Origin of the sequence: Curtobacterium sp. VKM Ac-2884 (genome assembly GCF_015350945.1) — a bacterium.
Taxonomy (GTDB): Bacteria; Actinomycetota; Actinomycetes; order Actinomycetales; family Microbacteriaceae; genus Curtobacterium.
In genome coordinates this window covers 810,334-829,918 of the sequence record NZ_JADKSA010000001.1, presented here as the reverse complement: position 1 = coordinate 829,918, position 19,585 = coordinate 810,334, and the positions used below count along the sequence as shown (strand labels likewise).

Annotated in this window: 20 protein-coding genes; 9 read left to right on the top strand and 11 right to left on the bottom strand. The window is 69.1% G+C overall.

All coding sequences use genetic code 11. The features are described 5' to 3' along the window. Positions 1–832: 832 nt before the first annotated feature. The 3 genes from ITJ60_RS04120 to ITJ60_RS04110 form a co-directional block, all read right to left on the bottom strand. Positions 833–1,207, bottom strand: a complete 375-nt coding sequence (locus ITJ60_RS04120; RefSeq protein WP_123939369.1) for an HIT family protein — start codon at positions 1,205–1,207, stop codon at positions 833–835. Positions 1,208–1,359: 152 nt separating this feature from the next. After that, positions 1,360–1,785: a hypothetical protein gene (locus tag ITJ60_RS04115; RefSeq protein WP_194647016.1), complete on the bottom strand. Its 426-nt coding sequence runs from the start codon at positions 1,783–1,785 to the stop codon at positions 1,360–1,362. A gap of 130 nt (positions 1,786–1,915) precedes the next feature. Next, positions 1,916–2,269, bottom strand: a complete 354-nt coding sequence (locus ITJ60_RS04110; protein WP_194647015.1) for an SdpI family protein — start codon at positions 2,267–2,269, stop codon at positions 1,916–1,918. Between the two features lie 105 nt (positions 2,270–2,374). Between ITJ60_RS04110 and ITJ60_RS04105 the strand changes: the two genes are divergently transcribed. Together ITJ60_RS04105 and ITJ60_RS04100 are read left to right on the top strand one after the other, a co-directional pair. Then, positions 2,375–2,614, top strand: coding sequence for a PLDc N-terminal domain-containing protein (locus ITJ60_RS04105; protein ID WP_194647014.1), 240 nt, complete (start codon positions 2,375–2,377; stop codon positions 2,612–2,614). A 23-nt stretch (positions 2,615–2,637) separates the two neighbouring features. Next, positions 2,638–3,570: a serine hydrolase domain-containing protein gene (locus tag ITJ60_RS04100; protein ID WP_323749092.1), complete on the top strand. Its 933-nt coding sequence runs from the start codon at positions 2,638–2,640 to the stop codon at positions 3,568–3,570. A 629-nt stretch (positions 3,571–4,199) separates the two neighbouring features. Here the strand turns inward: ITJ60_RS04100 and ITJ60_RS04090 are convergent. Beyond that, positions 4,200–5,249: a methionine synthase gene (locus ITJ60_RS04090; protein WP_194647011.1), complete on the bottom strand. Its 1,050-nt coding sequence runs from the start codon at positions 5,247–5,249 to the stop codon at positions 4,200–4,202. Between the two features lie 32 nt (positions 5,250–5,281). Continuing rightward, complete coding sequence (locus ITJ60_RS04085) at positions 5,282–6,241, bottom strand: putative oxygenase MesX (RefSeq protein WP_194647010.1); 960 nt, start codon at positions 6,239–6,241, stop codon at positions 5,282–5,284. 119 nt (positions 6,242–6,360) lie between these two features. Between ITJ60_RS04085 and ITJ60_RS04080 the strand changes: the two genes are divergently transcribed. Next, entirely contained in the window at positions 6,361–7,302 is a 942-nt protein-coding gene (locus tag ITJ60_RS04080; RefSeq protein WP_194647009.1) for a LysR family transcriptional regulator, read from the top strand. Positions 7,303–7,395: 93 nt separating this feature from the next. Here ITJ60_RS04080 and ITJ60_RS04075 read toward each other — a convergent pair whose 3' ends face one another. Next, complete coding sequence (locus ITJ60_RS04075; RefSeq protein ID WP_194647008.1) at positions 7,396–8,889, bottom strand: family 20 glycosylhydrolase; 1,494 nt, start codon at positions 8,887–8,889, stop codon at positions 7,396–7,398. A gap of 89 nt (positions 8,890–8,978) precedes the next feature. On the opposite strand from ITJ60_RS04075, the gene ITJ60_RS19245 reads away from it, so the two are divergent. Beyond that, entirely contained in the window at positions 8,979–10,160 is a 1,182-nt protein-coding gene (locus ITJ60_RS19245; RefSeq protein WP_194647007.1) for a GDSL-type esterase/lipase family protein, read from the top strand. Between the two features lie 21 nt (positions 10,161–10,181). Here the strand turns inward: ITJ60_RS19245 and ITJ60_RS04065 are convergent, their stop codons facing one another. Genes ITJ60_RS04065 through ITJ60_RS04050 form a run of 4 tightly spaced genes read right to left on the bottom strand, consistent with a single transcriptional unit; the run spans position 10,182 to position 14,894 of the window. Further along, positions 10,182–11,648, bottom strand: coding sequence for an SDR family NAD(P)-dependent oxidoreductase (locus ITJ60_RS04065; protein WP_194647006.1), 1,467 nt, complete (start codon positions 11,646–11,648; stop codon positions 10,182–10,184). Between the two features lie 18 nt (positions 11,649–11,666). Next, the gene (locus ITJ60_RS04060; RefSeq protein WP_123341210.1) at positions 11,667–12,740 is read right to left on the bottom strand and encodes a threonine aldolase family protein; all 1,074 of its coding nucleotides are present in this window, start codon (positions 12,738–12,740) and stop codon (positions 11,667–11,669) included. Between the two features lie 4 nt (positions 12,741–12,744). Then, the gene (locus tag ITJ60_RS04055; protein WP_323749091.1) at positions 12,745–13,416 is read right to left on the bottom strand and encodes an SDR family oxidoreductase; all 672 of its coding nucleotides are present in this window, start codon (positions 13,414–13,416) and stop codon (positions 12,745–12,747) included. Then, entirely contained in the window at positions 13,413–14,894 is a 1,482-nt protein-coding gene (locus ITJ60_RS04050; protein ID WP_194647005.1) for a DUF6421 family protein, read from the bottom strand. The genes ITJ60_RS04055 and ITJ60_RS04050 overlap by 4 nt, the downstream gene beginning before the upstream one ends. A gap of 223 nt (positions 14,895–15,117) precedes the next feature. Between ITJ60_RS04050 and ITJ60_RS04045 the strand changes: the two genes are divergently transcribed. Beyond that, positions 15,118–15,693, top strand: coding sequence for a TetR family transcriptional regulator (locus tag ITJ60_RS04045; protein WP_194647004.1), 576 nt, complete (start codon positions 15,118–15,120; stop codon positions 15,691–15,693). Positions 15,694–15,725: 32 nt separating this feature from the next. Then, positions 15,726–15,947 (top strand): hypothetical protein, encoded by a 222-nt coding sequence (locus ITJ60_RS04040; RefSeq protein WP_194647003.1) that lies wholly within the window; start codon positions 15,726–15,728, stop codon positions 15,945–15,947. A gap of 46 nt (positions 15,948–15,993) precedes the next feature. On the opposite strand, the gene ITJ60_RS04035 is transcribed toward ITJ60_RS04040, so the two are convergent. Further along, positions 15,994–16,638, bottom strand: a complete 645-nt coding sequence (locus tag ITJ60_RS04035) for a GntR family transcriptional regulator (protein ID WP_194647002.1) — start codon at positions 16,636–16,638, stop codon at positions 15,994–15,996. A 120-nt stretch (positions 16,639–16,758) separates the two neighbouring features. Here ITJ60_RS04035 and ITJ60_RS04030 point away from each other — a divergent pair, with 120 nt between their 5' ends. The 3 genes from ITJ60_RS04030 to ITJ60_RS04020 are packed head-to-tail and all read left to right on the top strand — an operon-like array spanning position 16,759 to position 19,575. Continuing rightward, positions 16,759–17,466: a DUF969 domain-containing protein gene (locus ITJ60_RS04030; protein WP_123291728.1), complete on the top strand. Its 708-nt coding sequence runs from the start codon at positions 16,759–16,761 to the stop codon at positions 17,464–17,466. Further along, complete coding sequence (locus ITJ60_RS04025; protein WP_123341202.1) at positions 17,463–18,533, top strand: DUF979 domain-containing protein; 1,071 nt, start codon at positions 17,463–17,465, stop codon at positions 18,531–18,533. The genes ITJ60_RS04030 and ITJ60_RS04025 overlap by 4 nt, the downstream gene beginning before the upstream one ends. After that, the gene (locus ITJ60_RS04020) at positions 18,520–19,575 is read left to right on the top strand and encodes a DUF2891 family protein (RefSeq protein ID WP_228509702.1); all 1,056 of its coding nucleotides are present in this window, start codon (positions 18,520–18,522) and stop codon (positions 19,573–19,575) included. Before ITJ60_RS04025 ends, ITJ60_RS04020 begins: the two co-directional genes overlap by 14 nt. Positions 19,576–19,585: the final 10 nt, after the last annotated feature.

Below are 19,585 nucleotides of genomic sequence, written 5' to 3'. Positions count from 1 at the left end.
CCTCTGTCGGGTTGGCGTTCTGGTCGTGCATCGTGCCTGGGATCGTCGGAGCCGTGGTGTGCAGCCTGTTGGTGGTGCCGCTGTCGTCGGATGTTTCGCATCTGGGCGCGGCACTTACGATGGGCGCGCTTTCCGCGGCGACTGGGGCCGTCGCGTTCTTGTGGCTCGCCATGGCGCTGACCGCTGCGGGGATCGGGGCTCCATTCTTGGTAGTCCTCGCCCAAGTCGGATGGGGCTTGCTCGTGTTCGGAATCGCGCTGCTCACGAACGCGCCACCTGTCCGGTAGCCGATCCCTCAACGGGCGTGAGCGAGTCAGCTCATGGTTATGAGCGACACGCAGCGACGAGCCGGACGAAGTACTCGCATCGCGCTGGTTGCTGCACTCGTCGCGGGCATCGCCTGCTTAGTCGTCGGGTTCGCCGAAATCCTGTCGCCGACCGGTTCGAGTTGGCTTGCCGTTCTGATGTTCGTCCTGGCAGCTTCGGCTGGATGGCGCGTGACGATCTACTTGCGGCTGCCCAGGCGGTCTCAGTAGGGGATCGTCTAACGGACGTCGGTGTCCTCTGGCGCATCTCTGCGACGGCGGATAGCTCGGAGAACCGCTCTCCAGCTGGCGAGGTACACCACGAGGCCGATTGCTATTGCGATCGTTTGCGGGGCGCCGACGAGCACGAGTACCAGCGCTGCGAGGAGCGCTGCCAGAAGAGCGCCGACGAGAAGTAGGGTCTGGAAGTTGCGCAGCCGCCGCTCGGCTCTGGTCGCTCGCATGTTTCGAATCTAACGAAAGCGTCCGTCAGCCGATCCGCCTCAGGACGCCCCACGAGCGTTCATTCAGTAGTACCCGCGGCCCAGGACAGCGTGACGAACTCCGCCCGCCGGCGACATCACATCCCCGTCGAAGCGAGGCATGACGTGCATGTGAGCGTGGAAGATGGTCTGGCCCGCCGCCACACCGTCGTTGAATCCGACGTTGTAGCCAGTAGGACTGTGACTCTCATCGAGTTGGTGCTTCACAACGGCCACCAGCTCGGTCATGGCGACAACCTCCTCGGCAGTCGCGTCGAACCAGCTCGCCATCGCGCGCTTCGGGATGACGAGAGAATGCCCCGGCGACACCGGGTGCGCGTCACGGATCGCGAAGACCAGAGCGTTCTCGGCGATCCAATCGTCACGCGGGACCTGCTCGAACACCGACGTCTTTGGCATGCCCCTACTCAACCGTGTTCGCACGTCTCATTCAACGATCGTCTGTTGAGACGCCAGAGCACGCTTGGCTCAAGACTTCTTTTGGCACGGGGCGAGGTCCGCTTGCAGGGAGCACGGAATCTCAGCGAATGCCGCCCCCTCCGGGGGCACCGTTAGGCCGGCGGCGTCGTCCCTGCGCCCTCGGTGTCGTCCGCGCCTGCCGGCCCTGTTCCTGCCTGATCGAGGTTTTCGTGCGGGTCGCCCATGTCCCCGGTCGCTGCGCCAGCGGCAGACAGCCCGAAGTGTTTGCGGACGGCGTTCTCCTCGGCGAGGGACAAGGTGTGTCCGGGCCCGAGGGACGGCGCGCCCTTGATCGCGTCCTTCGTGTACCCGACGTGCAGATCCGTGCCGTCGAAGGTGGCGTCCTCGACCGGGACGAGCGCCTGGTGCCTCCCGAGCATTCCCGTAGCGACGCTGACGTAGGCAGCGCTTCCGTCCTCGTCGGAGGGGAACACTTGCGTCACCTTGCCTACCATCGCGCCGTCGCGATCCCGGACCGTCGCGCTCTCGACCTGATGGATGAGGCTCTTGGAGATCATGGCCGTAGTCAACGCCGTGCGCCTGACGCTTCGCGGCAACGCGTGTTTGGACAGGAGGCGCGGTGCCAGCTGGAACCGCGCCTCTCGTCCGGCGCGTGGCCCGCATACGCCGGGAGAGACGACTTCGCGATCAGTCCTCGAGTGAGGCTCGGCGGATGGCACGGTGCGCCACTCGAATCGACAGAAGTGCGCCGCTGACGAGCGCTCCTGCGGCCACGAGGACCGAGATCGGATGGCGGAGCGGCGCAAGACCGATGCTGACCATGCACCAAGCCACGGTGATCGTCCCGCTGATGACGGTGGGACGCAGTGCCGCATGATGCCCGATGCGCCAGGCCGCATCGCTGGACATGGTGATCCGAGTCCGGACGCCGGCGAGATCGTTCCGAGCCAGCGACCCGTTCGCGGCTCTCCAGGTCAGCCAGGTCAGGAGTACGGCGCTACCGACCTCGAGAGCCAGCGCGAACACCATTGCCTCATCCATGACTTCGACGCTACTGTGCTGATGTATGAACGGCAATGTTTCGCGTGTTGTGTTGTCGCCGAGGAGAGGAACGGACAGAATGTCGAATCCGACGGAGGACTGGGCGTGAGCCCTCTCGTCCCGACAGCGTTGGATGGCGCCGCGATGAGCGTCTGCATCTTCGGGCTGTTGCTCGCCCTTGCAGCTCTCGCGTCGCTGATCAGAGCCGCGTCACCGACGGGATGGCATTTGCTCGCCTGGGCTCTCGTCGTCCTCTTCGTCCCCTTCGTCGGTCCGGTGTCGTGGTTCGCCGTTCGACTCCGCGGGCGGCGACAGAGGTTCCGGTACCTCGATGACGATGCCTGATTCTCACCGGATGGTGAGTGGTGATGTCCCGAGCCGCCAGCGCCGAGTCCGGTCGCGGCGGAACGGCGCCGCAGGCCCCCTGGCGACCCTTCTGCGGAGGAAAGGAACCGATGCGGACCCCGCGTGAGTCCCGAGGGCTTTGGCGTGCGAGTCTTCGCTCAGGTGATGGCTGGCGAGCCGTCCGAGCAGCCCGTGGGCCGTACGCAACCGCTTCGATGCTCGAGTGGGGGAGCATCACGAAGGGACTCGTCGGCACGACGGCCTGGCTCACACTCGAGGTCCAGCGGCCGGTCGCGCACTACCTCCCCGCGATCCCCGATTCCGAGATGACGGTTGCTGACCTCGTCCACCACACCTCGGGCTTGCCGCGGCTACCAGCCGTGATGCCCGACCGCCTGTTCGGTGACCCATACCGAAAGGCTGCAGGGGTTTCTCTGGACCTTGCAGCTGCGGTACCGGCCACGCCCCGAGGCCAGTTCGTGTACTCGAACCTGGGATACGCCCTCCTCGGTGCGGTACTCGACGAGGTGCACGGCGACTGGTTCACCGCTGTGCGCCAGCACGTCCTCGAGCCGGCGGGGATCAGCTCTGCCACGCTCGAGCCTCTTCCAACAGACCGGGTGGTGGCGAAGCTCTTCGGTCGCACGATTCAGCCGTGGGCGCTCGGGGAGTCGTCGTTCGCGGCGGCGGGCGGCGTCTGGTCCACGTTCGACGATCTCTGTCGCTACGCGGATTGGGCGCTCGAACCGGGCGCTGGAGCCTCCCGCACGGTGAGCTGGCAGCGGGAAGGGGCATCGATCTGGATCAACGGAGAGGTGCGAGCGGCAGGAGCGGTCATCGCCAACGCGGCAGGGATCACCGCGGTGGTGCACACGCTCGCGAAGGCCCCACGCGCGGCCGACGCGATCGCCACGGCGCTCATCGAGCGGCAAGTGCGGGAGACATGCAACGGCTGATGAACGTACCGACGGCCAGCGCCCGCGGCCGACGCGGGCGAGAGGGGATCCTCGCTGCCGTCGCTGCTGCGTTCCCTGTCGTCGTCGAGGTTGCGGTCACCAGCGTCTGGTGGGATCGGTTACCCGAACGGATCGCGACGTCGTTCGGTCCGGACGGAAGTCCGAGCGGGTACGGAACACCGTTGAGAACCGCGATCCTGCTCGCGGCGATACAGGCGCTGTTCCTCGTGGCGGCTGTCGGGTCCGCCTTCGCTCGAGACCGGCGCAGAGGTCGCATCTCGTGTGCGGTCACCGCAGGGTTCGTCGCGGCTCTCGCGATGAGCTGGCTGATCATCGTGGGGTTGGCGTCTTCGACGTTGAGTCCTACTGCTTGGTGGCTTCTCGCGGCAGCGCCCTCGTGGGCCGTTGTTCCGTGGTGGCTGCTTCCCCCGCCGAGGGGCAGAAAGCGGATCGCTGAGGCCGTGACCGGGGTCGAGGGGCAGTAGAGGGCGCGGGTGTTGCCAACGCAACCTGTCAGCCGGACGGAAGCCGCGCCTCCCGGCCGGATCGAGAGCCGCGCACGCGGCGGACGCAACACGAACGGCGGCCCTCCTCCTTCTGGAAGAGAGCCGCCGTGCGGCTGACAGCGCCTAGCGTCCTGAAGGGACGGCCGCGCCGACGAGCTCTGCCCGCACCAAGTCCGCACCAGCGGACAGCGCACTGAGCTTCGCGAGCGCGGCGTTCCGCGCCAACGGCGCCATCCCGCAGTTCGAACTCGGGATGAGCTTGTCCGCATCGACGAACTCGAGCGCCCGCCGCAGCACTTCTGCGACCTCCTCCGGGGTCTCCACGACCTCGGTCGCGACGTCGATCGCCCCGAGCATGACCTTCTTCCCGCGGATGAGTTCGACGAGCTCGAGCGGCACGTGTGAGTGGATGCACTCCAGCGAGACGATGTCGATGGATGACTGCTGCAGGAGCGGGAACGACTGCTCGTACTGGCGCCACTCGGCCCCGAGCGTCTCCTTCCACTTGTTGTTCGCCTCGATGCCGTAGCCGTAACAGATGTGCACGGCGGTCTCGGCGCGCAGACCCTCGGTCGCGCGTTCCAGCGCGGCCACGCCCCAGTCCTGCACCTCGTCGTGGAAGACGGTGAAGGCGGGCTCGTCGAACTGGATGATGTCGACACCGGCGGCTTCGAGCTCGCGCGCTTCCTGGTTCAGGATAGTGGCGAACTCCCACGCCAGCTTCTCGCGGCTCTTGTAGTGCTGGTCGGAGAGCGTGTCGATCATCGTCATCGGGCCGGGGAGCGCCCACTTGATCGGACGGTCGGTCTGGGCGCGCAGGAAGCGAGCGTCGTCCACGAACACGGGCGCCCGGCGGCTCACGGCACCGACCACGGTCGGGACGGCCGCGTCGTACCGGTCACGGATCCGGACGGTCTCCTTGCGCTCGAGGTCGACACCGTCCAGGTGCTCGATGAACGTCGTGACGAAGTGCTGGCGGGTCTGCTCGCCGTCGCTGACGATGTCGATGCCGCGCCGTTCCTGCTCGTGGACGGCGGAGCGGAGTGCATCCTGCTTGCCCTCGGTGAGTGCTGCGCCCTGCAGGTTCCAGGGGGACCAGAGCTTTTCGGGCTCGGCGAGCCAGGACGGCTTCGGCAGGCTGCCGACGATCGAGGTAGGGAGGAGGGACGTCATGCGGGTGCGGGTCCTGTCAGGAGGGAACGAGGTCAGAGGGAAACGGCGGCGTCGGCAGCGAAGCGCGAGAGGAGCGCGTGGTGCGGCGTCACGAGGTGCTCCTCGGTCCACCGGCCCTGGGTGATCCCGAGGCGGCTGCGCTCCTCACGGTCGTAGGTGACCGGGGTGGGCGTGAAGTCGGTGTGGTCGAGGGTGGGGCGGTAGGTGCTGCCGGCCGGGGTGTTCGCGGCGTAGATCTCCGGGCGGTAGATCTTCTGGAACGTCTCCATGGTGGCGATCGTGCCGATGAGCTGGAGGTCCGTGTAGTCCCCGGTCAGGTCGCCGCGCGTGTAGAACGCGAGCGGGGCCGACGCTCCGGCGGGCTGGAAGTACCGGACCCGCATGCCCATCCGACCGAAGTAGTCGTCGGTGAGCGATGAGTGCTCGTGCTCGTACTCGGCGCCGAGGACGGGGTGGTCGTACCCGGTCTGGCGGTAGGTCTGGCTCGTCGAGACGCTGATGCAGACGACCGGCTCGGCACCGAACCCGTCGCGGAACGCGGACGACTCCAGGAAGCGCTGGAAGAGGGCCCCGTGCAGCGCCCCGAAGTCAGACGGCAAGCCCGGCGATGACGGCAGCAGCACCGAGAAGTCGTAGTCGCGCAGGTACGACGAGAAGTTGTTGCCGAGGATGCCGTGGTGGTGCTCGCCGGTGTGCTGGTCGACGATCGTGACGTCGAGCATCTCGAGCAGCGGGAACTCGGCGTCCGATCCACCGTCGGAGAACTGCAGTGCGGCCGAGACGATGTCGAGCTGCAAGCGGTAGCGATCACCGGCAGCCAAGAGCTCGTTCGCGCGCCCGTCGATCATCGCCAGCGCAGCACGGACGTTCTCCTGCCGGCGCTCGCCGCGCGCCAGGTTGGCGAAGTTCGTGGTCAGCCGGGAGCTGTCGGCGGGGGAGTAGTCCTCGTCGAAGCGGGTCCTGGTGATGCTGAAGGTGAGGTCGTTCGCCATGGTCGGCAATCTGTTCGTCGAGCACCCGGAGGTGCTGGGGAAGGGGTTCCTCGATGATGGCGGCAATCTGGAGCCATCAGGTAATACCGAGACGCTATGCACCGGTATAGCCTGCGCCTATGGCCCGAGTCTCGAACGACATCACCCTCCAGCAACTCCGGTACTTCATCGAGGTCGCGACCGAGGGTTCGATCAGCGCGGCGGCGGATCTGCTCTACGTGTCGCAGCCGACCATGTCCGCGGCGATGAAGGACCTCGAGACGCGCATCGGACGCCCGCTGTTCACCCGGTCGGCTCGGGGGGTCGTGCTCACGGTCGACGGCGTCGAGTTCCTGGGGTACGCCCGGCAGGTCGTCGAGCAGGTGTCCCTGCTCGAGCAGCGGTACGTCGGTGGGCAGCCGTCGCGTCGCCTGTTGGGGGTGTCCGCACAGCACTACTCGTTCGCCGTGGAGGCCTTCGTCCGCATGGTCGAGGGCGCGGCCGCGGACGAGTACGAGTTCTCGCTGCGCGAGACACGCACCTGGGACATCATCGAGGACGTCCGCACCCTGCGGAGCGAGGTGGGCATCCTCTACCGCAACGACTTCAACAAGCAGGTGCTCGGCAAGCTGCTGCGGGACGCCGGGGTCGTCTTCACACCGCTGTTCGTCGCCGAGCCGCACATCTTCGTCGCCCGGCGGAACCCGATCGCGTCACGGGAGCGTGCGACCCTCGAGGACCTCGCCGACCTGCCGCGGCTCACCTTCGACCAGGGCGCGAACAACTCCTTCTACCTGGCGGAGGAGATCCTGTCGACGATGTCGAGCAAGCGGGAGATCCGGGTCTCGGACCGGGCGACCATCTTCAACCTCATGATCGGCCTCGGCGGGTACACGATCTCCACGGGGCTCATCAGCGACGACCTCGACCCCGAGATCGTCGCCATCCCCCTCGACGTCGACGAACGCATCGAGATCGGCTGGATCGCGCACGCCTCGGTTCCCCTCACCGTGCAGGCGCAGACGTACCTGGACGAGTTGCGCGCGGTGGTCACCAGTTACGGCGTGGAGCCGCTGGGGTAGGTCCGGCGGTGGATCCGGTGGATCCGGTGGATCCGGCGGGTCCGGTTGGTCCGGCTGTTCCGGCGGTCGGCCTGGAGGCCCGTCACGCGTCCGTCAGGAGGCTGCGGTCTCGATCATCGCCTTCACGTGCGGCGCGCTCCACCGCAGGAGGGCGTCAGCAGGTGGACCCTCCAGGTCCTCGCCCCAGATCGCAACGGCCGCGCCCGACATCGGAGCAGCGAGACGTGCTCCGGAGTCGCCGTCCCACGTCCGGAGCGACCAGTGCTCGCGGAGATCGGCGACGGTGTACTCGCTGTCGGCCGGGTCGAGGTCGGTCGGTACCTCGTACAGGTAGTACGAGTTGTAGTTGAGCAGATCGATCCCGGCCTGCTGCAGGTCGACCGCACTGGCCCGTCGCGCTCGGCGTTCGCGACGCTCCGCTGCGTCTTCGGTGTCGCCGTCGAAGCTCCAGTACGTGACGTGGATGCGCGGGTCCAGTCGTCCGACCGCGGCCCGGTCGATCCCGTCGTTCCAGGCCCACACTTCACGGTTGCCGAGCGCGGCCGCCATCGCGTTCAGCCACGCGACGCGTTGGGCGGCGGTGACGTCGCCGCCCCATTCGTCTCCACCGATGTGCACGGTGCGGCTGGACGGGAACGTCCGCTGCACCTCGGCGTAGAGCTTCGTCGCCAGCGCGAGACTGCCGGGCGCCGACGGGTCGAGCTCGCTCTCGCCCGAACGGATGCGGTCGACCCACTTCGTGCCGTGTTGCGCCTCGAGCAGGGCGAAGGCCGCAGCCATGTGGCCGGGAGTGTCGACCTCGGGCACGATCGCCACGCCCCGCTTCGCCGCGTACTCGGCGATCGTGCGTGCCTGTGCGGCGCTGAGGAACGGACGGCCGGTCACGCGGCTCGTGTAGACGCCGTGGTCGAGGTCCGCGTTCGCGAGGGTCTGGCCGAGGACCGTGCTCTCGATCCCGACGTTCTGGTCATCGGTGAGGTGCAGGTGCAGGAAGCGGCCGCCGTTGCCGGCGAGCAGGTCGATGTACCGCTTGATCAGTGCCACGGGGTAGTAGGCGCGAGCGACGTCGAGCATCACGCCGGTCTGGGGACGTGGGCGGGGCGTCGGCTTGGTGGTGACGGTCGAAGCGGACGTCCGGCAGTGCTGCCCGGAGTACGCACCCACGCAGGCGAGGACCGAGTACCTCCCGGCCGCGGCTCGGGAAGGCGTCGTGCGGACTGCGCTGACCGTCGTGCTCGAACCCGGGGCGAGCGCCTGCACCGCGACCCGGCCGAGCGAGTACTTCGTCGTGCCGGTCGACAGGGAGAGCCAGGCGGACGAAGCCGGCTTCCGCACCGAAGTGGTGTTCGTGACCTTCAGGGTGGTCCGGACGGCGCTGCCGGTCGAGGTGACGGTGGACGCCGCGGTGACCCTGGTGACCGTCACCGGCGACGCTGCGGTGTCCGCTGATCCGGCGACCGCCTCGATGCCGATCAGGGCTGCTGCCGACACGGCGATCGCCACGCCGACCGCGATGGTCCGTCTGACGGAGTGCCGCGCGGTCGCTGGACCGGCAGTCGGGTCCGGAGTTCCGGTGGAGGATGGCACGGAGACGACGGTAGTTCACCAGGATGCGCGGTTAGCATTCGCCGACCCGGCGCCCGGTCGCGGACCACATCTCACCCAAGGGAGACAACGTGAACGGCCACGAGCGCACCACCGATCCCGGCCGGCGTCGAGGATCGCACCGGCTCGTCGCCGGCCTGGTCGTCGCACTCGTGTCGATCGTCGCAACGGGGTGCTCCGCCGCGAAGACCCCGGAGGTCGCCGAGCCGCTCGCGACCTGGAACGCCGCCGTGGCCGACCGGACCGAAGCGCCCGCGAACTGGGTCGCCCTGGGAGACTCGATCACCGAGGGGCAGGGCGCCTCGTCACGCTCCACCCGGTGGATGGACCTCACGCTCGACCAGCTGCGCACGGAGCACCCGACGGACGGGGTGGCCACCGGAGGGGCCGGGTACCTGCCGGCGCAGTTCGCCGTGTACGAACCGGACTCGACCTGGGGTGACTGGGCGACGGCGCGCACGGGGGAGAGCCAGTTCGACGTCACCGCCCCCGACCTCGGCTACCGATCGGTCGCCATGCAGGCGGGCGCTTCGCGGAGCTACGGCTTCACGGGCACCGGGATCGACATCTGGTGGGCGCGCTGGCCCGGCTCCGGCGACTTCACGTACAGCGTCGACGGAGCCGCACCGACGACCGTCGCCACGACCGGGACTGCCAGTACCGGGACGATCACGAAGGTGGACGGACTGTCGAGCGGGGAGCACACGGTGACCATCACCGCCGTCGCGCGGTTCTCACTGCTGGGGTTCACGATCTACGACGGCGACCGGGACAGGGGGATCCACCGCTACGACTCCGCGCACTCGGGCGCGACGATCGCGACGTTCACCGATGACCAGGAGGGCTTCTTGACGGCGATGCGCCGTGCTGCTCCGGACCTCATCACCATCACGCTGGGTGGCAACGACGCGGCGAAGCTCACACCCGACGAGCTCGGCGCCCAGTACGTGGCGTTCCTCGAGACGCTCGCAGCGCTGCCCACGAAGCCCTCGCTGCTCGTGATCGGCGAGTTCACCCCGGCCTCGAGCATGACGGACGGCATGGCGGAGCCGTGGTCGAGGTACCTCGCAGAGATCAAGCGTGCCGCGGCGAAGGGCGGCGCCGCGTACGTCAGCATGGCTGACACCTTCCCCGAGGCCGACACTTCCGGGACGGGGATCTACTCGACGGACGGCATCCACCCCAACGACGAGGGGCAGCGTCGGATCACGAAGCTCGTACTCGCCACCCTGGCTGCGCACGAGGGCGACTGAGCGGCGGACAGACCGCGGGGCTCACCAGGAGCTCGGCTTGTAGTCCTTCAAGAACACACCGAACACGTCCTCGCCCGCCTCGCCCCGCACGATCGGGTCGTACACGCGGGCAGCCCCGTCGACGAGGTCGAGCGGCGCGTGGAAGCCCTCCTCCGCCAGCCGGACCTTCGTCGGGTGCGGTCGCTCGTCGGTGATCCACCCGGTGTCGACGCTCGTCATCAGGATGCGGTCGGTCTCGAACATCTCCTGCGCACTCGTGCGGGTGAGCATGTTCACGGCGGCCTTCGCCATGTTCGTGTGCGGGTGCCCCGGCCCCTTGTAGGCGCGGCCGAACACCCCTTCCATCGCGCTGACGTTCACCACGTAGGTTCGGTGTGCCTCGCTCGCCGCCATCGCGGGGCGGAGCTTCGAGATCAGGATGAACGGCGCGGTGGTGTTCGCGAGCTGGACCTCGAGCATCTCGAGCGGGTCGACCTCGTCGACGGCCTGCGTCCACGAGTTCACGTCGTGCAGGTCGGGCACGAGACCACCGGCGTCGATCGCGGTGCCCATGGCCAGACGCTCGAGCGAGCTCGACCCCGGAGCCATGGCCTGCTCGGTCAGTTCGTCGGCCCGGGCTGCGGCGGCCGCGAGGATCGGGTGCGCCGTCACCGAGCGGGCGAGCGCCTGCGGGTGCTGGTCGTTCGTGTGCCCGAAGGTCACGAGCTCGGGCAGCGGGCCGTCCGGCAGCGGCGCGAGTTCGGCGTCGACGAGGGGCTGGTACGCGCCGGGCGACCGGCGGACCGTCTGCGTCGCGTTGTTGATCAGGATGTCGAGCGGGCCAGCCGCGGCGACGTCCTCAGCGAGACCGATGACCTGGGCCGGGTCACGCAGGTCGATGCCGACGACCTTGAGGCGCGAGATCCAGTCGGCCGAGTCCGGCAGGCTCGTGAACCGGCGCACGGCGTCGCGGGGGAACCGCGTCGTGATGGTCGTGTGGGCGCCGTCGCGCAGCAGGCGGAGCGCGATGTACATGCCGATCTTCGCGCGGCCGCCGGTCAGCAGCGCCCGCTTGCCGCTCAGGTCGGTCCGGGCATCACGCTTCGCGTGGCTCATCGCCGCGCACGAGGGGCACAGCTGGTGGTAGAACGCGTCGACGACCGTGTACTGCTGCTTGCACATGTAGCAGGGGCGGGACTTCAGCAGGGTGCCGGCGGTGGACGCCGTCGTCGAGGTGCTGATCGGCACCCCGCGGGTCTCGTCGTCGATCCGGTCGGCCGCTCCGGTCGCGGTGGCGGCGATCACGCGGCGGTCGGCCTCGGCGATGACCGCGCGCTTCTCGAGTCGGTGCGCCCGCTTCACGGCCTTGAACATCTTCGCCGTGGCCTGACGCACCCGCACGAAGTCGGGGTGCGTCTCGTCGATGTCGCTCATCTGCTCGAGCACCCGGAGCGTGGCGTCGAGGTCCTCGGGGAGGATGCCGCTGGGTTCGGGGTGCTCGGAGATCACACGGGATTCTACGTTGGATCAGGCTGCGTCGAGCTCCCGCGTCAACGCCGCCACGAAGTCGTCGATGTCCTGCTCCGACGTGTCGTACGCGCACATCCACCGCACCTCGTTGCGGCTGGCATCCCAGTCGTAGAACCGGAAGTGCTTCCGCAGCCGCTCGGCCACCCCTGCGGGCAGCGTCGCGAACACCCCGTTCGCCTGGGTCTCCTGGCTGAACCCGACGCCCTGGATGCTGCCGTCGGCGATCCGGGCCTCGAGTGCGCCGCGGAGCCGGGCGGCCATGGCGTTGGCGTGCCCGGCGGAGCGCAGGTACAGGTCGTCGGACAGCAGCGCGATGAGCTGCGCGGAGACGAACCGCATCTTCGACGACAGCTGCATGTTCATCTTGCGCAGGTAGTGCAGTCCCTCGGATGCTGCGGGGTTGAGCACGACGATCGCCTCGCCGTAGAGCATGCCGTTCTTCGTGCCGCCGAAGCTCAGCACGTCCACGCCGGCGTCGGTGGTGAAGTCGCGCAGGGGCAGGCCGAGGGTCGCGGCGGCGTTGGAGATGCGAGCGCCGTCCATGTGCAGCGTCATGCCGAGCGGGTGGACGTGGTCCGCGATCGCCCGGATCTCGTCGACCGTGTAGGCGGTACCGAGCTCGGTGGTCTGCGTGATCGACACCACGAGCGGCTGGGCACGGTGCTCGTCACCCCATCCCCAGGCCTCCTTGTCGATGAGCTCGGGGGTGAGCTTGCCATCGGGGGTCTCGACCGGCAGCAGCTTGATCCCGCCGATGCGCTCGGGAGCACCCGCTTCGTCGGTGTGGATGTGCGCGGTCGTGGTGCACACGACGGCGCCCCACCGCGGCAGCATCGACTGCAGCCCGACGACGTTGGCTCCGGTGCCGTTGAACACCGGGAACGCCTGCGCCTGCGAGCCGAAGTGGTCGCCGATCACCTCGTTGAGGCGGGCCGTGTAGACGTCCTCGCCGTAGGCGATCTGGTGGCCGTCGTTGGCCGCGGCGATCGCGTCGAGGATCTCGGGGTGGACACCGGCGTAGTTGTCCGAGGCGAAGCCCCGCAGGTCCAGGTCGTGGAGTCGAAGGGTCACTGGTTCATCCTAAGGAGAGCGAGAGCGGGAGACGGGCGCCGTTCACGTCGGCCGGCGGTGCGGTCCAGAGCCGCACGACCTCATCGCCGAGCCGCTCCTCGAGACCGGCCAGGGCGCCGACGACGAAGACGGTGGCTGCCGCCGAGTCCGGTGCGTCCTTCCGGAAGCCCTGGGCCACGGCACGGACCCATGCGTCGGAGGCGGCCTTGGCGGCTGCGTAGTTCGCGGCACCCGCGGTGGGGGAGTCGACGGCGGTGGACGAGACGAACGCGAGTCGTCCGGCCGGGGACGCCACAAGGTCGTCGTAGAAGACGCGCGTGGTGTTCCGCAGGGTGCGGAACGCCCGGTCGAAGAAGTCCCAGTCGTCGTCCGACTGGCCGGCGATGCCGCCGCCCCCGCGCCACCCACCGACCAGGTGGACCAGCCCGTCGACCGGTCCCGCCGGCTCGCGGACCGCAGCCGCGAGCGCGGTGACCGCCCCGAGGTCTGCGAGGTCGCACGTGTGGGTCGTGACGCCCGGGACGGAGGCGCGCAGGGCCTCCAGTGCGTCTGGTCTGGTGCCGACCGCGACGACGGCCGTTCCGGCGGAGGTGAGTGCGCGCGCGACGGCCGCGCCGCTGGTGCTGGTCGCGCCCGCGACCAGCACCGTGCGACCGGACAGGGATCCAGCGCTCACGCGGCGACGTCCGGAACGGACGGAGCAGCGGGCGGAGCAACCGACGACGAGCCGGTGATGCCGGCCGTCGAAGCGATGACCGCAGCCATCTTCTTGTTCAGTGCCTCGTAGAACATCGACAGCGGGAATTCGTCGTCGAGTACGGCGTCGGTGTAGCCCTTGGGCATTCCGGCGAGCGTTTCCTCCGGCAGTCCCCGCGCCCATCTCGATGCCGGGTGCGGCGTGAGCGTCCGGGTCAGCATCTCGTACGCGGCGAGCCAGTGCGCCGATTTCGGTCGGTCGATCGACCGCCGGTACAACTCGTTGATCTGATCGCTGAGCGCGATGATCACGTCAGGAACGGCATCCCAGTCGATGGTGAGCTGCGTGTCCGTCCAGTGCAGGACATCGTGCTGGTGCATCCACGCGAACAACAACTGCCCGCCGAGCCCGTCGTAGTTCCGGACACGGCTGCCGGTGATCGCGAACCGGAAGATGCGGTCGAAGACGACGGCGTACTGCACCAGGCGGGCGTGGTCGCGGATCGCGCGTTGCGCCTCGTCGAGATCTGCGTCCGGCACCGCGGAGAGCGCGCGTTCGAGCCGCACGGATTCCCGGAACGCCGTCAGGTCGCAGCGGAGTTCTTCCAGCGAGTAGAGGAAGAACGGCATCCGCTGCTTGATCATGAACGGGTCGAACGGCAGGTCGCCGCGCATGTGCGATCGGTCGTGGATGATGTCCCACATCACGAAGACCTGTTCCGTCAGCTCCTGGTCGTCGAGCATCGCTGCAGCGTCGTCCGGCAACTCCAGTTTGGTGATCTCCGCAGCGGCACGGACGACTCGGCGGTAGCGAGCGGCTTCGCGGTCCTGGAAGATCGCGCCCCACGTGAACGTCGGGATCTCGCGCATCGCGACCGTCTCGGGGAACAGCACCGCAGAATTCGTGTCGTACCCGGGCGTGAAGTCGACGAACCGCAACGCGACGAAGAGCGTGTTGCTGTAGTCGCCCGCTTCGAGTTCCGCGATGAACTCCGGCCAGATGACCTCGACCAGGACGGCTTCGACGAACCGCGAGGAACTGCCGTTCTGCGTCACCATCGGGAAGACGACCAGGTGGCCGAGTCCGTCGATGCGGTGCTGTTGCGGCTGGAATGCGTTCAGTGCGTCGAGGAAGTCGGGAACGCCGAAACCGTCGCGTTCCCAGCGTGCGAAGTCACGCTGCAGTGCAGCGAGGTACGCCGCATCGTGCGGAAAGAACGGGGTGAGTTCGGCAACGGCCGGGAGGATCGTGGCCAGGTGTTCCGAAGCGGTCGCGTGGTCCGACTGGTCGGGTATCGAGCCGTCGGCTGTCTGCAGCGCACGGAACGACACGACAGCGGCTTTCAGCCGCGTCCACGCGGGATGCTCGGCGACCTCGCGCACCGACGGGCGGTCCTCGACGACCTCGGGTTCTCCGACGATGGCGCCCTGCGTGAACTCCTGGACGAACTGTGACATGTCGAACCTCCCGTCATTGGGCTGGCCGCGGATCTGCGGCGTGGTGGTGCGCTTGTCATGAGCCTAGGGAGGATCGGGGGACGCATTCTTGCCCATCCGCGGGGGTTTCGTGCGCCGGGGGATTGTCCGCGCACGCGATGCCGCTCGGCGCGCAACGTTTCGTCGCTGCGGCGTGGATCTGGCGGTCGAGCGCGGTGCCGACTCGGTCGATACGGTTGTCTCCATGGCACGCTTCACGCCCCCAGCCGCCGACGCGATGCGCGCACGACTCCTGCTCGCAGCGCGCGACGAGTTCGCCGCGGCTGGGCTCGTCGGCGCCAAGATCGAACGGATCGCCGCGGCGGCGTCGAGCAACAAGGCGCAGGTCTTCCACTACTTCGGCAGCAAGGAGGGGCTGTTCGACGCCCTCCTCGCCCAGACCGTCGCCGAGACGTTCGACGAGGTCCCCGTCGACACCGACGACCTCGCCGAGTGGGCTGCCCGCCTGCACGACTCGTACGTCCGGCGTCCGTGGGCCGAACGGCTCGCGACGTGGCACCGCCTCGAGCGGGGGAGCGACGGTGCGCTCGAAGCGGTCATCGCGAGCAACGCCGAGGCCGTCGCCGCGGTGGAGCACGCCCAGCGCGCCGGGGTCCTGCCGCGCAGCTACCGGCCGGCGGTGCTGCTGGGCCTGGTGATGCACCTCGCCGCGTTCTGGAGCTCGAGTTCTCCCGAGTACGGCTCGTTGGTCGCGGCGGTCGCACCGGCGCGGCGTCGGCAGATCGTGATCGACGCGGTGAAGGCACTCGTCGGGGGCTGACGTGGCGCACGGCCGGGCGTAGGGTTCGGCCCATGAGCAGCGACAACCGGTTCCTCCGCGCGGCCTTCGGACGTCCGCTGGTCTGGGTCGGCGTCGTGTGGCTCGCGGTCGGGGTGCTCTGGAGCGTCCTGGCGATCATCGAGCCGAGCACGTTCCGCGCGATCATGGCCGTCCTGTGGCTCGTGCTCGGCGGCAGCATGCTCGCCGTCGCACTCCGCGACAGGAAGCGCGGCCTCGGCCGGTACCAGCGCTAGTCGAGGCGATCCGAGCGCGCAGGCAGGACCCGCACCGGGCCTCCCGTCAGCCTGCCGCGTCCGCGGCCACCCGCAGCGTCCGCTCCGCATCGTCGAGGTAGTCCGCCAACAGCGCCGACGCTCGTGCCTGGTCGCCGGCGCGCAACGCCGCGACGATCGCGTCGTTCCGGTCCACGAACTCGGCGTGGAACGACCCCGGGTCGTCGGTCGTCAGGAACGCCAGCCGCATCTCGGCGAGCAGCCCGTCCATCAGTCCGTGGATCCGCGCGCTCGGGACCGCGCGCACGAGCTCGGAGTGGAACCGGATGTCCGCGGTGCCCACGGCGCCCCAGTCGCCCGCGGTGGCAGCGTCCCGTGCAGCCGTGACGGCCGCAGCGGCTGCATCGAGGGCCGGTGACGTCGGCGAGCACGCGCGGACCGCGGCTTCCTCGAGCACCCGTCGGGCGGCGTACAGGTCGGCGACGTCCTCGGCGGAGAGGCGTCGTACGAAGACCCCGCGGTTGAACACGTGCTCGACGAGCCGGTCGCGCGCGAGCAGCCGGAAGGCCTCGCGCAGGGTGTTCCGCGACACTCCGAGCTGGTCGCTCAACCGCTCCTCGGACAGCTGCGTGCCGGGGGAGAACTCGCCCGCCGCGATCATGGTGCGCAGCCGGTCGGCCGTCGAGTCGGCACCGCTGACGGTTCGGGTCATGTCCCGATCCTGACACGGCCTCGGGCATCGCAGGTGCGAACCCCGCGCCGTGTGACCGTCGTGTTACAGAGCAGAACACCCCCTTGCGATTGTTGAACAATGCGGTCCAGACTGTCCCGCATGTTCGTCCTCATCGGCGTCGCCGTCGTCATCATCGGGTTCGCGTTGCGCATCAACGCGCTGCTCGTCGTGACCGTCGCGGGCATCGTCACCGCGGCCATCGGCGGGATCGGTCCCGTCGGCATCCTCACCGCCTTCGGCGACGGCTTCGCGTCGAGCCGGTCCGTCACGACCTTCGCGCTCGTCCTGCCGGTCATCGGCCTGATCGAGCGCTACGGGCTGCAGGACCAGGCCAAGCGCCTGATCGCGAAGCTCGACAAGCTCACGACGGGTCGTCTGCTGGCCGGGTACCTGGCCATCCGGCAGGTCACGGCCGCGGTCGGCCTCACCAGCATCGGCGGGCCGGCGCAGACCGTGCGGCCCCTCGTGCACCCGATGGCCGAAGGGGCGGCGATCAAGAAGTACGGCCGGATCGACGAGCGGATGCGCGAGAAGATCAAGGGCTACTCGGCGTCGTCGGACACCGTCGGGGTCTTCTTCGGCGAGGACGTCTTCGTCGCCGTCGGCTCGATCCTGCTCATCACGACCTTCGTCGACGCCACCTACGGTCTGTCGCTCGAACCCATCGACCTGGCGCTGTGGGCGATCCCGACCGGCATCGCCGCGCTCCTGGTCCACGGCACGCGGCTGCTGCTGTTCGACCGCACGCTCGACAAGATGGCCGCCGACGCACGCGTCGACGCCCCGACGCAGGGAGCCGCAGCGTGATCACCAGCGAATGGCTCTACTGGCTCATCGGCGCGTTCTTCATCGCGGTCGCCGTCCTCATCGTCACGGACACCTCGCACGCGAAGCGACTCGGCAACGCGGCGTTCTGGGGGATCCTCGGGGTCTCGTTCTTCTACGGCACCTTCGTCGCCGCGAAGACGGCGCCGTCGTGGGTGCTCGGCATCGCCGTCCTGGTGATGGTCGCGCTCGCCGGACTCGGGTTCACCGGGACCACCAGTCGCACGCGGGTCGCCAGCATCCCGGGTGCCGGCACGGGGGCGGAGACCGGCCCGGCCGAGCCCACCGCTGCCGCCACGAAGCCGTCCGCCAGCACGAGCGTCCTCGCCACGACCAGCCCCGACGAGCGCGCGGCGTTCGCCACCCGGTTCGGCAACAAGCTCTTCATCCCGGCGCTGGTCGTGCCCGTGGTCGCCGTCCTCGTGGCGACGCTCGGTCCGCTCGTCTCGATCGGCGGCGAACCGCTGCTCGCCGAGGGCAGCGCGACCCTGACCGGCCTGGGCATCGGGTCGGTGCTGGCTGTGGTCGTCGCGGTGTTCGTCCTGCGCCCGCCGAGGATCGCCACGCCCATCCGCGAGGGCGGCCGACTGCTGCAGGCCATCGGGTGGGCAGCGCTGCTGCCGCAGATGCTCTCCACCCTCGGCATCGTCTTCACCCAGGCCGGGGTCGGCGACGCCGTCGGCACGATCATCAAGTCGATCCTGCCCGGCGGTTCCCTGATCGCCGCGGTGGTCGTCTACTGCCTCGGCATGGCGCTCTTCACGATCATCATGGGCAACGCGTTCGCCGCCTTCCCGATCATGACGGCCGCCATCGGCTGGCCCGTCCTGGTGCAGGGCTTCGACGGCAACCCCGCCGCGATCTTCGCCATCGGCATGCTCGCCGGGTTCTGCGGGACGCTCGTCACGCCGATGGCTGCGAACTTCAACCTGGTGCCGGCTGCCCTGCTCGAGATGCGGGACAAGTACGGTCCGATCAAGGCGCAGATCCCGACCGCCGCCATCCTGCTCGTCGTCAACATGGGAGTCATGTACCTTGTCGCTTTCTGATGCTGCCCCGCTCGACCTGACCCGGGCCGCGTGGGCCGACCGCTTCGCGGCCGTCGCCGCCGAGAACACCACCCGCGAGTACCCGTACGCGGCGCACCACACGACGTCCGGCCCGGACGACCGGGCGCTGCCGGTCGAACTGCACCCCGCCTTCGCGACGTCCTACGACTGGCACTCGTCCGTGCACATGCACTGGCTCGCAGCGCGTCTGGTCGCGCACGGTCTGCCGGCCGACCTGGAGGCCCGGCTCACCACGATCCTGCAAGCCCACCTGAGCGCGGATCACCTGGCGACGGAAGCCGCCTACTTCCACACGACTCCGCACTACGAGCGCCCCTACGGGTGGGCCTGGCTCGCGAAGCTCGCCGCCGAGGTCTCCGCGTCCGAGGTGCCGGCCATCCGGCAGCTCGCCCCCGGGTTCGCGCCCGTCGTCGATGTGCTCGAGGACCTCGTCACCCGGTGGGTCGCCGGCGCTGCCCACCCGGTGCGGCACGGGGTGCACTCGAACTCCGCGTTCGGGTTGCTGCTCGTGCTCGAGGCCGCACGGTCGCTCGGCCGCGACGAGCTCGCCGCGACGGTGGAGCGGGCGGCGCGCGAGTGGTTCGGCGAGGACGCCGGGTGGCCGTTCGACTGGGAGCGCAGCGGGCACGACTTCCTGTCCGCCGGTCTGGCCGAAGCCGACCTGATGCGGGCCGTGCTGACCCCGGCCGAGTTCGCGACGTGGTCGGACGGCTTCTTCGCCCAGGTGCGGTCGGGCGACGCGATCCTGCAGTCGACGGTGGTCCGTGACGAGAACGACCCGCAGCAGGTGCACCTGTTCGGGCTCGACCTGTCGCGAGCGGGATCGGCCCGGCGCATCGCGGACGCCCTGCGCGCTGGTGCGCTGGACGACGACGGGCTCGCGAGCCTGCTCGACGAGGCGGCCGACCGGCTGTTGGCCTCGGGTCTGGCCGCCAGCGTCGGCGAGGAGTACTACTCCACGCACTGGCTCGCGAGCTTCGCCTGGGACGCCATGGAAGCACGCGAGCGCGCCGCGCGCTGACCCTCGAACG